The organism is Pseudarthrobacter sp. Hb11, from assembly GCF_059383655.1.
Map to the genome: position 1 here is coordinate 125268 of NZ_JBWZCM010000002.1, position 12523 is coordinate 137790.

13 protein-coding genes, 1 other RNA gene and 2 pseudogenes are annotated in these 12523 nt (G+C 61.6%); all 16 read right to left on the reverse strand.

Translation table 11 applies throughout. The features are described from left to right. Position 1 precedes the first annotated feature (1 nt). Positions 2 to 985 (reverse strand): S1C family serine protease, encoded by a 984-nt coding sequence (locus AC50X7_RS04355; RefSeq protein ID WP_494977919.1) that lies wholly within the window; start codon positions 983 to 985, stop codon positions 2 to 4. Positions 986 to 1232: 247 nt separating this feature from the next. After that, positions 1233 to 1601, reverse strand: a transfer-messenger RNA (tmRNA) gene (gene ssrA, locus AC50X7_RS04360). A 77-nt stretch (positions 1602 to 1678) separates the two neighbouring features. Next, positions 1679 to 2152, reverse strand: coding sequence for an SsrA-binding protein SmpB (gene smpB / locus AC50X7_RS04365; RefSeq protein ID WP_050054575.1), 474 nt, complete (start codon positions 2150 to 2152; stop codon positions 1679 to 1681). 83 nt (positions 2153 to 2235) lie between these two features. Beyond that, a complete protein-coding gene (locus AC50X7_RS04370; protein WP_494977920.1) occupies positions 2236 to 3714 on the reverse strand; it encodes a peptidoglycan DD-metalloendopeptidase family protein in 1479 nt (492 codons plus the stop codon). A 26-nt stretch (positions 3715 to 3740) separates the two neighbouring features. After that, entirely contained in the window at positions 3741 to 4655 is a 915-nt protein-coding gene (ftsX, locus tag AC50X7_RS04375; RefSeq protein ID WP_494977921.1) for a permease-like cell division protein FtsX, read from the reverse strand. Beyond that, positions 4652 to 5431 carry a cell division ATP-binding protein FtsE gene (gene ftsE / locus AC50X7_RS04380; RefSeq protein ID WP_494977922.1) on the reverse strand — a complete coding sequence of 260 codons (780 nt, stop codon included), beginning with the start codon at positions 5429 to 5431 and terminating at the stop codon, positions 4652 to 4654. The genes ftsX and ftsE overlap by 4 nt, the downstream gene beginning before the upstream one ends. 185 nt (positions 5432 to 5616) lie before the next feature. Further along, positions 5617 to 6732 carry a peptide chain release factor 2 gene (gene prfB / locus AC50X7_RS04385; RefSeq protein WP_494977923.1) on the reverse strand — a complete coding sequence of 372 codons (1116 nt, stop codon included), beginning with the start codon at positions 6730 to 6732 and terminating at the stop codon, positions 5617 to 5619. Between the two features lie 94 nt (positions 6733 to 6826). Then, the gene (locus tag AC50X7_RS04390; protein WP_494977924.1) at positions 6827 to 7264 is read right to left on the reverse strand and encodes a pilus assembly protein TadG-related protein; all 438 of its coding nucleotides are present in this window, start codon (positions 7262 to 7264) and stop codon (positions 6827 to 6829) included. 5 nt (positions 7265 to 7269) lie between these two features. Then, complete coding sequence (locus AC50X7_RS04395) at positions 7270 to 7803, reverse strand: hypothetical protein (protein WP_494977925.1); 534 nt, start codon at positions 7801 to 7803, stop codon at positions 7270 to 7272. Further along, positions 7784 to 8131, reverse strand: coding sequence for a TadE family protein (locus AC50X7_RS04400; RefSeq protein WP_494977926.1), 348 nt, complete (start codon positions 8129 to 8131; stop codon positions 7784 to 7786). The genes AC50X7_RS04395 and AC50X7_RS04400 overlap by 20 nt, the downstream gene beginning before the upstream one ends. A gap of 153 nt (positions 8132 to 8284) precedes the next feature. Further along, positions 8285 to 8572, reverse strand: coding sequence for a hypothetical protein (locus AC50X7_RS04405; protein ID WP_494978242.1), 288 nt, complete (start codon positions 8570 to 8572; stop codon positions 8285 to 8287). Between the two features lie 68 nt (positions 8573 to 8640). Further along, positions 8641 to 9579 carry a type II secretion system F family protein gene (locus AC50X7_RS04410; protein ID WP_494977927.1) on the reverse strand — a complete coding sequence of 313 codons (939 nt, stop codon included), beginning with the start codon at positions 9577 to 9579 and terminating at the stop codon, positions 8641 to 8643. After that, the gene (locus AC50X7_RS04415; RefSeq protein ID WP_494977928.1) at positions 9579 to 10436 is read right to left on the reverse strand and encodes a type II secretion system F family protein; all 858 of its coding nucleotides are present in this window, start codon (positions 10434 to 10436) and stop codon (positions 9579 to 9581) included. Before AC50X7_RS04415 ends, AC50X7_RS04410 begins: the two co-directional genes overlap by 1 nt. Beyond that, positions 10433 to 10780, reverse strand: a pseudogene (locus AC50X7_RS04420) (CpaF family protein); the annotation flags it as partial. The gene AC50X7_RS04415 and the pseudogene AC50X7_RS04420, both read right to left, overlap by 4 nt. Positions 10781 to 10906: 126 nt before the next feature. Beyond that, positions 10907 to 11164, reverse strand: a complete 258-nt coding sequence (locus tag AC50X7_RS04425) for a hypothetical protein (protein WP_494977929.1) — start codon at positions 11162 to 11164, stop codon at positions 10907 to 10909. Positions 11165 to 11492: 328 nt separating this feature from the next. Further along, positions 11493 to 12377: pseudogene (locus tag AC50X7_RS04430) on the reverse strand (TadA family conjugal transfer-associated ATPase); the annotation flags it as partial. Positions 12378 to 12523: the final 146 nt, after the last annotated feature.

A 12523-nucleotide genomic window follows, 5' to 3' on the forward strand; every position in this document is an offset into this window, starting at 1 on the left:
CTTACTGCCCGTTTGTTTGCATCTCTTCCGGTACAGCAACCAGGTCCACTTCCCTGCCGTCCCGCAGCACCCTGATCTGCAGCGGCTGCCCGATTGCATCGGAGAACAGCAGCTTCTGCAGGCTCTCGGCGTTGCTGAGGGGGCGGCTTCCGGCGGTGAGAATGATATCGCCGGCCTGCAGGCCCGCCCGGCCTGCGGGTGATCCGGCCAGCACCTCCACCACCCTGAGCCCGTCCCGCTGGCCCGTTCTGATCACCGCGCTGGCGTTCAACCGGATCGGGGTGCTCACCACACCGAGGTAGGCGCGCCTGACCCGTCCGTCGTTCAGCAGGGCTGAGATGATTCGCCTTGTTGTCGTGTTAATTGGAACGGCAAGGCCCAGCCCGGCGCCGGCCACTGCGGTGTTGATGCCCACGATCCTCCCGTGCGAATCTGCCAGGGCGCCGCCGGAACTGCCTGGATTGAGGGCAGCGTCGGTCTGGATGACGTCTTCGATCACCCTCCGGTTGCCGCCCGCCGTGACCGGGATGGAACGGCCCAGCCCGCTCACGACTCCGGCCGTGACCGATCCTGCCAGCCCAAGCGGATTCCCGACTGCGATAACCAGCTGGCCCACACGCAACGTCTCGGCGTCGCCGAACCGCGCAGGAGCCACTCTCGGGGCTTTGCCGCGGACCACGGCGAGATCCGACAAGGGATCCACCCCCACGAGTTCGAGGTCAGTCCGGCTGCCGTCGGCAAACGCGGCATGGCCCTTATTCGTGCCGGCCACCACGTGGGAGTTCGTGAGGAGATAACCGTCCTCGGTAAAGAGGACTGCGGAACCTGCTCCCACACGGAACCGGCTGTTCCGGCGGGTGCTGGTCATTTCGATGGCCGCGACGTGCGGCGTTACCGTCTCAGCCACCCGCATGACTGTTTGCGAATACGAGTCCAAGGCGTCGTCGTCGGGCGCCGGTGCGGCTGGCTCACTCCCCTGGGTCATGGGGCATCTCCTGGTTGTAGCCAAATCCCGGAGGCGAGGACGTCCGGGTCCTACCGGAGACAACGATCGAAGTCGTGCCGCTAGTCCCGGCTGTGCTACGCCGTGGGTGAACGAGCCGCCAAGCCTTGCCGGCCAGGGGCCTAAAGCGGCCAGGCATCCGGGGGCAAAGAAAAACACCCCGGTCCGAAGACCGGGGTGTTATCTGGTGAGTCACCACATCCGCGAGGGATGTGCCGACTCACCACAAATGTGGAGATGGGGGGAATTGAACCCCCGTCCGATGTCGTGTTGTCAGGGCTTCTCCGGGCGCAGTTTGCGTCGGATTTTCTCGGCCCCAGCCATGCTGCAAACAGCTGGCTGATCCGGGCCCAGTCATCTAAGAGTCCCGTTCACCCCGATGACGGAGGTGAACAGCAGTGGCTATCTAAATGACGCCAGGATCCGGGGCGATAGCAACCTCGGGCTGACGGACTGTCTTACTGGTTAAGCAGCAAGAGCGAAGTCAGTGCGCTTAGATTCGGCACTTATTGGTTTGCAGAAAGCGTTTACGAGATAATTCTGCATCCTCGGCCCGCTTCACCTGTCGCGACTAACATCGTCGAAACCGATCATCCCCATATTCTTTTACCAAACCGGCAGGCGAGCCCGCCGGACTACCCACTATAACGCATCCCCCGGAGAATTCATTCCAGCCTACCGGCGGCGGTTGCGCTCCCGCATTTCGCGCTGCGCTTCCCGGTTGTCCTGCTGCTCACGGAGTGTCTGGCGCTTGTCGTACTCGCGCTTGCCTCGGGCAACGCCGATTTCGACCTTGGCACGGCCATCAACGAAGTACAACTGCAAAGGCACAATGGTGTAGCCCGATTCACGCACCTTGTGCGAGATCTTAATCAGTTCCTCACGGTGCAGCAGCAGCTTGCGGCGGCGTCGGGCTGCGTGGTTGGTCCAACTGCCCTGGTTGTATTCCGGGATGTGGATAGCTTCCATCCACAGCTCGTCGTTGTAGAAGGTGCAGAATCCGTCCACCATGGAGGCGTGGCCCTCGCGCAGGGACTTTACTTCGGTCCCCATGAGCGCGATGCCAGCCTCGTAGGTGTCCAGCACGTGGTAGTCATGCCGGGCCTTGCGGTTGGTGGCCACCACTTTACGGCCACTTTCTTTAGGCAAGGGAAAGCTCCTCAGGTAAAAATCGGATGTCCTCCGGGCCAGCCGGCGCGGAGTCATACCAGTGTACGGCAGGGTTATCCGCCTTAGAGCAGCCCCATTGGATCCACGGCGTTGCCGTTCAGCCAGGTTTCGAAGTGGGCATGGCAGCCGGTGGAGTTGCCCGTGTTGCCGGAGTAGGCGATCAGCTGCCCCTGCGAGACCCGCTGTCCGTTCGACACCACGATGCTGGCATTGTGGTAATAGATGGTGTTCAGCGTGTTGCCCTCCATCAGGCCGTGGGAGATCTTTACCCTCCAGCCGCCGCCGTCGGCTGAGCTCCAGCCGGAGCTGAAGACCTCGCCCGCTGCGGCGGCGTAGACAGGCGTGCCGCAGGCTGCGCCAAAGTCCAGCCCCGTGTGCATGTACCCGCCCTGTCCATAGAAGTCGATGGTGCCTGGCGGGGTAGCACGCCACCCGAACCCGGAAGTTATCGGCACGCTTCCGTCAAAGGGATGCCGGAGTCCGAAGGCAGACGGCGAACCGACTGAGGGCGCGGGCCGTGCGGGCGGCACGTAAGGTTGCACGGGCGGTGGCGGCTGGTTGCGTGCTGCTGCCGCAGCAGCAGCAGCAGCGGCTGCGGCCTCCGCCTGCCTGCGATGCTCGGCTGCGGCGGCTTCCGCCAGCCTCCGCTGCTCGGCTTCCCAGGCCTCCCGCAGCTTTCGGTCGCGTTCCTTGATTTCGGCGGCAACGGCGTTCTGGCTGGCCTGAACACCCGCCAACTGCGATTGGATCTTAGGCTTGGCTGCCTGCAGTTGAGCGTCAAGGCGGCTGGTATCGGCGATTAGCTTATCTACCTGTTCCTTCTTCTCCGCCGCTTCGTCGCGGGCAATCTTCTCCCGCTCGAGGGCAGCGTCGGCTTTGGCTTTCAAGTCCTTGATCTCGGCTTCCACCGCTTGCAGACGGGCTTCCGAGTTCACGTTAGTGGCGTTCTGCTGCTGCAGCTTGTCCATGGCCGCGTTCTGGCTGCGCATGGCCTGGTCTGCCAGGTCCATGGTCTCGGTCAAGCTTCCGCCGTTGCTGGAGCCAAAGAACAGGGACAGGTTTGAGGGTACGCCCCCGGATTTGTACGCCTGGGTGGCGATCTGACCGATCAGCTTCTTTGTGTCTGCAATCTTTTTCTTGTCGGTTTCCATCTGCTGCGTGATTTTGGCCTTGTTCTGCTGGGCCATGTCCACGCGGGCGGATAGCGCTTCGACTTCCTTGACGGCCCCGGCCACCCGGCCCTGGGCTTCCAGAAGGGCCTGCTGGGCTCCAGGCAGCCGGCCCTGGTAGATCACCAGGTCGCTCGCAGCCTTGGCGATGCGGGAATCAACGAATTCCAAGGACTGCTGGACCCTGGTTGCCTCTGCCTCGAGGGCCTTCTGCTTGTCTTCAAGCTCGTCGGCGAAAGCCATCGGGGTGGACGAAGCCAGCCCTGCGGCCAGGACAACGGCGAGCACGGCGCTGATGACGCCGGTGCGCTGCGGTGCTTTGCGCCGACTGTTCAGTCGGTGCCGGGGCGAAGTTTGGTCCGTTACGTTCAATGGCATTCCTTGTTCAGTTTGCATACCTAGACGCGAAGGTATCTGCGCAAGGTCAAGAGGGACGAAATACCGGCCAAGGATCCGCCAAGGATTATCAGCGCGGGGGCGAGGATCAACGTCTGGCCGGATGAGATGAAGGCCGTGTCCGGGTACTGCTGAGACATGAACTCGCCGAGGAAGAAGTGTGCAACGGCCCACAGTGTTGCGGAGGCCAGCGCAGCACCGATGACGGCGGCGATGACGCCTTCCAGGATAAAGGGAAGCTGGATCACCGTTTTCGAGGCACCTACCAGGCGCATGATTCCCGTTTCCCGGCGGCGGCTGAAGGCGGAGAGCCTGATGGTGGTTGCGATCAGCAGGATGGCGCACACGATCATGACACCGGCGATGCTGACCGCCACAAGGGAGGCCCCGTTCATTACCGAGAAGAGGCGCTCAAGCAGCTGGCGCTGGTCGATAACCGTCTCCACGCCGGGCTGGGAGGAGAAGGTTTCGCTGATGATCTGGTACTTTTCCGGGTCCTTCATGTTGATCCGGAAGGATGCCGGCAGCTGGTCCGGCGTCACCGAGTCCACGATGGGCGAATTCGAGAACTGGTCCTTGAAGTGTGTGTACGCCTCTTCCTTGGACTCGAACTGGAAGTCGTTGATGTATTGCGCCACAGCAGGAGATTCCAGCAGCCCGTTGAGGCTTTCCTGCTGCTCGGCGGTGACGGGTCCGCCGGCGCAACCAGCCGCCGTCGACCCTTCACTGCACAGGAAGATGGCTACCTGGACTTTGTCGTACCAGTAGCCCTTCATCTGGTTGATCTGCATCTGCAGCATTCCTGCTGCGCCAACGAAGGTGAGCGAGACGAAGGTGACCAGGATGACCGAGACCACCATGGAGACGTTGCGGCGGAGGCCGCTGCCGATCTCGCTGAGGATGAACGCGAGCCTCATCGCTGTCCCTCGCCTTCGTGCGGCTGTCCCGTTTCCGGGTTTTCCCTGCCGCTGGCGTCCTTGAGCCTGCGCGACTGGCCGACGACCGGGATCATCGACGTGTACAGGGCTTTTGCCTCGTCGCGGATGATGACGCCGTTCTTGAGCTCGACCACGCGCTTGCGCATTTCGTTGACGATATCGTCGTCGTGGGTTGCCATAACCACGGTGGTTCCGTTTTGGTTGATTTTGTCCAGGATGCCCATGATGCCCATCGACGTGGTGGGGTCCAGGTTTCCGGTGGGCTCGTCGGCGAGGAGGATGCCTGGCCTGTTGACGACGGCACGGGCGATGGCCACACGCTGCTGCTCGCCGCCGGACAGTTCGTGCGGCATGCGGTGTTCTTTGCCCTCCAGGCCCACAGTTTTGAGGACCTCGGGGACGGTGTCCCGGATGACGCTGCGGCTCTTGCCGATCACCTGCATAGCGAAGGCAACGTTGGCGAAGACGTTTTTCTGGGGCAGGAGCCGGAAGTCCTGGAAGACGACGCCGATGCCGCGGCGAAGCCGGGGCACGCGCCAGCTGGAGATCTTGGCAACGTTCTGGCCGGCGACGTAGACAGCCCCGGAGCTTGCCCGGTCCTCCTTGAGGACCAGCCGGAGGAAGGTGGACTTGCCGGAGCCGGATGCACCGACCAGGAAGGCGAATTCGCCGCGGTCAATCTCAAGGTTGACGGAGTCCAGCGCAGGCCGGGCTTTCTGGTCGTAGACCTTGGTGACATTTTCGAATCGAATCATGGCCCTAAGTACCCTGCAGGGCATAGCTGATTCTGATGCAGCCCAGTTCTGCAGCCGGTGCGCGGGTTTTCGTTTGGGGGAAGTAGGGCCCCGGCCCCTCGACTATACGCAGGAGTTCCCGTGTATCACGCGGGTTTCAGGGGGCGTGTCGCCGGATCCTGTATCTCCGGCTGCCCCTTATCGCCTTATTTCTCGGCGTTCCGGTTGTCCGTGCGCCACCTGATGCCGGCATCGATGAAGTCGTCGATTTCACCGTCGAAGACTGCCGAGGTGTTTCCGACTTCGTGCTCGGTCCGGAGGTCCTTGACCATTTGGTAGGGGTTGAGGACATAGGAGCGCATCTGGTCGCCCCAGGACGCCTTTACGTCGCCGGCAAACGCCTTCTTTTCCGCGTCTTCCTGTTCCTTTTTGAGGAGCAGGAGCCTGGACTGCAGCACGCGCATTGCGGCGGCGCGGTTCTGCAGCTGCGACTTTTCGTTCTGCATTGAAACTACGGTCCCGGTGGGGATGTGGGTCAATCGGACTGCGGAGTCGGTGGTGTTGACCGACTGGCCGCCCGGGCCTGAAGAGCGGAACACGTCGACGCGGATTTCGTTGTCCGGGATCTCGATCGAGTCCGTCTGCTCGATCAGCGGGATGACTTCGACGGCGGCGAAGGAAGTCTGGCGGCGGCCCTGGTTGTCGAAGGGGCTGATTCTTACGAGCCGGTGGGTTCCGGCCTCCACGCTGAGGGTGCCGAAGGCGTAGGGTGCCTTCACTTCAAATGTTGCTGACTTCAGACCGGCTTCTTCGGCGTAAGACGTGTCCATGACGGTGGTGGGATACCCGTGCCGCTCGGCCCAACGGAGGTACATTCGCATCAGCATCTCGGCGAAGTCAGCAGCATCCACGCCACCGGCGCCGGCCCGGATTGAGACTACGGCCTCGCGCTCGTCATACTCACCCGAAAGCAGGGTGACCACTTCAAGGTCCTTAAGGGCTTTTTTGACGGACTCCAGTTCGGCGGCAGCCTCCCCCATGGAGTCGGCGTCGTCCTCGTCCTGCCCGAGCTCCACCAGGACCTCAAGGTCATCGATTCTTGAAACCAGGGTGTTGAGGCGCTCCAGCTCCGATTGGCGGTGCGACAGCCGTGAAGTGATTTTCTGTGCCGCCGAGGGGTCGTCCCACAGGTCCGGTTCGCCAGCCCGCTCGCTAAGTTCGGCGATGTCTTCCTTCAGTGCCTCTACGTCAGAGACTCGCTCAATGGACTCGTAGGTGGCGCGAAGGGCGCGGATTTCAGCGGAAAAATCAATATTGGCCATGGTTGTTTAAGCCTACGCTATCCCGCAGAAGGCCCGGGCCTTGCGTCTTAGCGTTCGGGTTGCGGGCCGCTCGGCGTGCCGGCGTGAAAGGGCGTCAGCGGGTAAGACGGGAGCGTGCGGTCGAAGTCGCCTCGATCCGGATACCGTCGGGCACCAGGAAGTTCACCACTGGCGGGTGAACAGCAGCAGTCAGCACGACGACGGCGGTGGAACCGTCTGGACTGCCCGTTGCCCCTGTGACGGCGAGACCATCGAAGCGCTGTGACGCGGGACTCCTGGAGACGAAGTCTGCTGCCACGTTCCTCACCCTCGCAGGGCTCAAGACCGCGGACGGGCTGCCGCCTTGTGTTTCCACCTCGCCAAGGGTGTAACTGCCGGCGGCAGCAAGTGAGGCGCCGTCGGCCAGGGAAAGCAGCCGCTTGTGTTCGAGGTAAACGGACGAAATGCCGATGACCACTGTTGTAACAAGCAGGGCCACAACGACGTAGCCCAGGACCATCACCATCATCTGGCCGTTGTCATCTTTTGGCATTGCCGTCACCGGAACCTGCCGACCAGTTGCGTGGACGACGCCTCCACCTCGCTGGCACTGAGGCGGAAATCCCCGTCGAACGGCAGGAACGGAAGTGGCACGGTCAGGCTTACGGTGACGGTGATGGTGCTGCCGGCCGCCTGGCAGTCAGCGGGACTGCAGGATGTTGCCACCCGCGCCTGTTCGGGCTGGTGTCCGAAGTCTGCGAGCGCGATCGCTACCGCCTGTTCGGCTGCTGCCTGTGCTGTGGCGGCGTCAGGCTGCGCTATGTAGACCTTTGCTGCCTGGTCAGCCGCGCCGACGACTGCAAACGAGCCGCCCTGGATCTGGCTCATGGTGATGATGAAGTACACGAGGGGAACCATCAACAGAAGGGCCAGGAAAGTGAATTCCACCACCGCACTCCCCCGTTCATGCTGATTTGCTGCCCGCGGGTTTTTGGTGCGCTCGGGTGCAGCAGTTCTTGGCTCGCGGCAGAGCGCTGCGAGCAGCCGGGCGCGGAAAGGGACCCGCACCAGGTCACGGTTGCACTGCCGCATGCCCCTTCACCTCCAGCAGGTCCCGGGGGCCGATAAGACCAATCACGGGCATGGGGGCACTTACGGTCACTTCCAAGGTCCGCAAACCCTGGTACGTCACCTCGCTGGTGCTAACGTGCTGTGCGAAGCCCGCATTCAAGGCGGACTGAATCAGACCACGGGTCCGTTCCTCCGCGTCTGCGGCACTCCGGTCAGCGAGAGTTCCATAGCGGGCACCGGATGCTGCAGCATCAATCAACGTGTTCCTCACGTGCAGGACCAGTGTCAGCTGGATGATAGCGAGGAAGAACAGCGTGAGCAGGCTGCCTACCAGGACAAAATCGACCACAGCCGAGCCCTGCTCTCGGAGTGTGGTCTCCTGTGGGACGAGTGGAGGGGGTCGCGTGCTGCTGACGGCATCGCCATCAGCGGGAAGTAGGTCGTTCCTGCGGCTGTCCAGAGCGCGGCTAGTGACCCCGCCGCGGATGGACAAAGTCATCGTTTAGCTTCCGACCTTGTCCATCGCCTGGTTGAACATGGCTTCCAGCGCCGGACCGGCGAGCGCCAGCAACGCCGCCACGAGAACCGCGGACATGAGGGTGATCATGACCCAGCCGGGGACGTCTCCCCTCTCGGGATTGTCGGTCACCTTTCCGTTACAGGAATGGCCGTCAAACGAATCCCTGCCTGGGCTACGCTTCCGCCGCAAGCTGTTGCCGCCTACTCCCGGAAGCAGCGTAGCCGCCAGTGACAGGAACAGTACCAAGCAGCGAATCCCCATTTTCTCCATCATTCCGTCCTCTTCCTGATTCAGCTTCCAACTTTGATTTGTTCTGGTGTTGTCGTTGTCTTCGAGCTTCAAAATCCCAAACTGATTGCGGCGATGCCCGGGAAAACGGCAAAGACCACGGTCAAGGGGAGCACGCCGAACACCAGCGGAACCATCATGGCAATCTCCTTTTTGCCGGCAGCCTCCATAAGGTCACGCTTGGCTGTGTCGCGTACGTCCTGGGCTTGGGCTCGGAGGACATCAGCCAAAGGCGTTCCCCGCTCCACCGCGACCACGATGCCGTCCACGAAACGTACGAGTGGCGTCAAATCTGTCCGCGCTGAAAACTCCTGTAGTGCCTGGATAAGCGGCTTGCCTGCCCTCGTTTCGACGAGGATCTTCGAAAACTCTTTGGTGAGCTCGCCCTTGGCGCTACGGCAGACCCGGTCCAGTGCGCCTGTAGCGCTCTCTCCTGCGCTGACCGCCAACGCCATCAGTTCTGCCAAACTGGGGAACTCCGCCATCATCCTCGATTCCCGGCGGCGGATCTGCGCGCCGAGCCAGTAGTCCCGGAACATGAACCCGCCGATGGCACTTCCCAAGACAGCAACGACCGCCAGGAGGGGGTTGAACCTTCCAGAAGCCGCACCTAGAACGATGAAGACGATCGAGATAGCGAACCCAGCAGCTGCCCACAGGAGTTGCTCAGCCCGAAAATCGACAGGGGACTTGCTGATTCCTGCCTGCGCCAATCTTCGCGCCGTAGTTTTCGATGCGGGGTTCAGCCGGCCGAGAGCCGCCAGGCCATCCCGCACCATAGGTCGAAGGATCCGTTCGAGCGGCCCAAACGGCGTCACGTTGTGTTCCCCGGCGTGCAGAAGCCTTGACTCAAGATTTTGTGACTTCAGCTGCGGCTCAATGCGCTGCGACAACGTGACGGCGCGCATGAAAGGAGACCGGAAGATCACCAGCCACAGTCCCACTCCCAACAGCACTCCGACCACAACTGCCGGAGGAGAAACCTCCATCACCTGAGCACCCTCTCGTCTTGGGGAAGTGCACCAATCCGAAGCATCACGGAGTAGCAGAACAGGGAGACGACCAAGCCTCCAAGCAGAACGGCGGCACCCATCGGCGTGTTGTATGCCTGCACTGCCTCCGGTCTGGTCGCAAGGAGCATCATGACGATCCAGGGCGCGGCAACGGCGAGCCGTGCTGCGTTGACTGTCCAGGACTGCCGTGCTTCCAGCTCACTGCGAGTGCGGGCGCTTTCCCGCAGAAACTCAGCCAGGGTTCCGAGGAGCTTTCCGAGGTCTGAGCCTCCAACCTCCCTTGTCAGGCGCAGCGCCTCCACGATTCGGTCCGCAACAGGATCGGCCAGCCGGTGCTTGAGCTGGTTGAGCGAGGCCTCGAACTGGCCTCCGGCCCGATAGTCTGCACCGAAATCCCTGAAGACGTAGCGGAGTTCCTCGGGGCCCTTGTCACCGAGCTGGATGAGGGCCTCCGGCAGCGGCAGCCCTGCGCGGATGGCAGAACGGAGGTGGTCGACGACGTCGGGCCAGAGTGTGCGCAGCAACGCGCTCCTCTTCTTTGCCTTCCAGCGAAGGACTGTTACCGGAAGCCAGGCCCCAAACAACCCGAAGCAGAAGGAGATTGGCCACGAGTGGGTCACGGCAAAAAAGACAAGGGCTACGAAAAGTCCGAGCCCAAGGCAGGTGCCCACCAGTCCTGATGCCGACACCTTTTCTATTCCCGCCCCGGCAAGGAGGTCCGCGAGGCGGCTGGTCCTTTCCTTGGGAAACGCAGGTTTCGGTGACTCCCAGAAGGACCACCAGATCAGGAAGAACCCTGTACCCGCCGTTACTCCCAAAAGTGCCGATATCATCGCGGATCCAGCAGCGCGGCAACGTCATATCCCGCCCTGGCAAATTTCTCCTGCGCCGGCATGGAGTTGGGCCGTGGCTGCAGCATCCCGTCGATTGTGGCAAACACCGGTGATGATTCGATGATGCCGTTTTCAACCCGTCGGCCAAGGGCAAGGATTTCTGTCACTTCCCTGCGTCCGTCAGCTCGGCGGGTGCAGTGCACCACCAGGTCAATGCAGGACGCCACCGTGGGCACAACGAACGCACTGGAGATATTCTCGCCAGCCAGCAACGGAAGCGTGCAGATCTTGGTGACGGCGTCATGAGCAGAATTCGCGTGGACGGTGCACATCCCGGGAAGACCTAACGATGTTCAAACGCAATTCAACCGCCAGCGTGCGCCAAAGTGTCTGAGGAACTTGGCACACCGTGGTTCGTGCAGGCCGAATCTACTTCACGCACATGCTAAGGCTGTCCCTCCGCAGGAGCCTTAGCTTTGATCTGTGACGTTGTCGTCCTCTTCGTATCGATACTCGTGTTGAAGGTTCTTGATCAAGAACCTGGTCACTAGCCAAAAGAGGACAGCGGCAATTACAGCTAATCCTGCCCACCACAGACGTTCCACTGTGGGATCTTGAACGGCGAGAAAAACGATGTAAATGACACCGCCCGTGAACCCGATAGCTTGCCCGGTCCAGAGCATGGTGCCGCGCCTTACTGCCGGATGAACCCATTCCTTGTCGTCCATACGTCACCCCGTGTTCAGGCCTGGCGCTACTTACCGAGTCTTTGGTGCTCGTGGGAGTAAAGGATCTCGCGCAATGGCGGCGTTGTCCACGCCCGGTGCAGATACCCGCAGGTCAGTGGGACGAATCCGCTCCCAACCCCTGCGTGTTCCCCCTTGTACAGGTTGAATACCCGCATGAACTGTTGTGGGAGTTGACGTCATGGTGATCGGCCTTCTGGGATTTTGGCAACGCGCTGCATCGGCACAGGAATCAAGCGGTTAGGTGACCAAACTGATCCCAGGATCACTTCACTGGGGTTCCGTGGGCTCATGATGAGCCTGTAAATTCCGGCAGCCCGGAATTTAAGGCGATGAGCATGTCGAGGCTCTCGGCCTCCCGGACTTCGCCCACCACCAGCCGGTCCGGACGCATGCGGAGCGCTTCCTTGACCAGGCGTCGCAGTGGTATTGCACCCTCACCTTCAAGGTTGGGCTGACGGCATTGCAACCCGACAACGTCCCGAAGGGGAAACTGCAGCTCGAAAATTTCCTCGACGGTGATGACGCGTTCCCTGCTCCCGATGCTGGCTGCGAGGCAGTTCAGCATTGTGGTCTTGCCGGCCTGAGTCGCGCCTGAAACCAGGATGTTAAGCCCACTGGAAACTGCAGCGCCAAGGAAGCGGGCCGACTGAGGGGTGAGGGTGCCAAGCTCCACGAGATGTTCAAGCCGACTGGCTTTGACCACGAACTTCCTGATGTTGACTGCCCAGTGCCTTCGCGTCACGTCCGGGATGACCACATGCAACCTCGACCCGTCCGGCAGGGCTGCATCTACAAAGGGCGAGGACATATCCAACCGGCGGCCGGAGCTCTTCAGCATCCGCTCGACCAGGTCCCGCACCTGTTGATCGGTCAGGCTGAGGGAGGTTAGCTCCGATTCGCCGTTCCTCGCTATGTAGATTTCATTGGGCGCATTGATCCAGACCTCTTCGATGGTCAGATCGTCCAAGAGCGGCTGAAGGACACCGAATCCGGCGACAGCATCAAAAAGAAACCTGCGTGCAGCATCCAGGGGGCCGATCGGAGGCAGGGGACCCATCAGCGCACGTTCGTCGTAGTCTGAGACCGCCGCCTCCACTAAGCGGCGGACCTCGCCGACCTGGTGAAGCGGATCAAGCCCGCGGCGGCGGATAAGCTCGCGGACTTCGTCCTCGACAATTTCCAACGCGTCCATAGGTTCCCCAATACAACTGCCGCCCCCGGCGGAGGCAGTGCAACTGGGTAAAGCCTAGGGAGAGTGAAGCTCGGCAACAAGTCATGCCAAGCATGTGTGGATAACACATATCTGGCCCAAATCACATGAGCAACACCAGAACCACT

Coding starts and splice junctions, on each gene's coding strand:
- AC50X7_RS04355 (WP_494977919.1), bottom strand. CDS start 985: ATGACCCAGGGGAGTGAGCCAGCCGCACCGGCGCCCGACGACGACGCC.
- ftsX (WP_494977921.1), bottom strand. CDS start 4,655: ATGAGGCTCGCGTTCATCCTCAGCGAGATCGGCAGCGGCCTCCGCCGC.
- ftsE (WP_494977922.1), bottom strand. CDS start 5,431: ATGATTCGATTCGAAAATGTCACCAAGGTCTACGACCAGAAAGCCCGG.
- prfB (WP_494977923.1), bottom strand. CDS start 6,732: ATGGCCAATATTGATTTTTCCGCTGAAATCCGCGCCCTTCGCGCCACC.
- AC50X7_RS04390 (WP_494977924.1), bottom strand. CDS start 7,264: ATGCCAAAAGATGACAACGGCCAGATGATGGTGATGGTCCTGGGCTAC.
- AC50X7_RS04395 (WP_494977925.1), bottom strand. CDS start 7,803: ATGCGGCAGTGCAACCGTGACCTGGTGCGGGTCCCTTTCCGCGCCCGG.
- AC50X7_RS04405 (WP_494978242.1), bottom strand. CDS start 8,572: ATGGAGAAAATGGGGATTCGCTGCTTGGTACTGTTCCTGTCACTGGCG.
- AC50X7_RS04410 (WP_494977927.1), bottom strand. CDS start 9,579: ATGGAGGTTTCTCCTCCGGCAGTTGTGGTCGGAGTGCTGTTGGGAGTG.
- AC50X7_RS04415 (WP_494977928.1), bottom strand. CDS start 10,436: ATGATATCGGCACTTTTGGGAGTAACGGCGGGTACAGGGTTCTTCCTG.
- AC50X7_RS04425 (WP_494977929.1), bottom strand. CDS start 11,164: ATGGACGACAAGGAATGGGTTCATCCGGCAGTAAGGCGCGGCACCATG.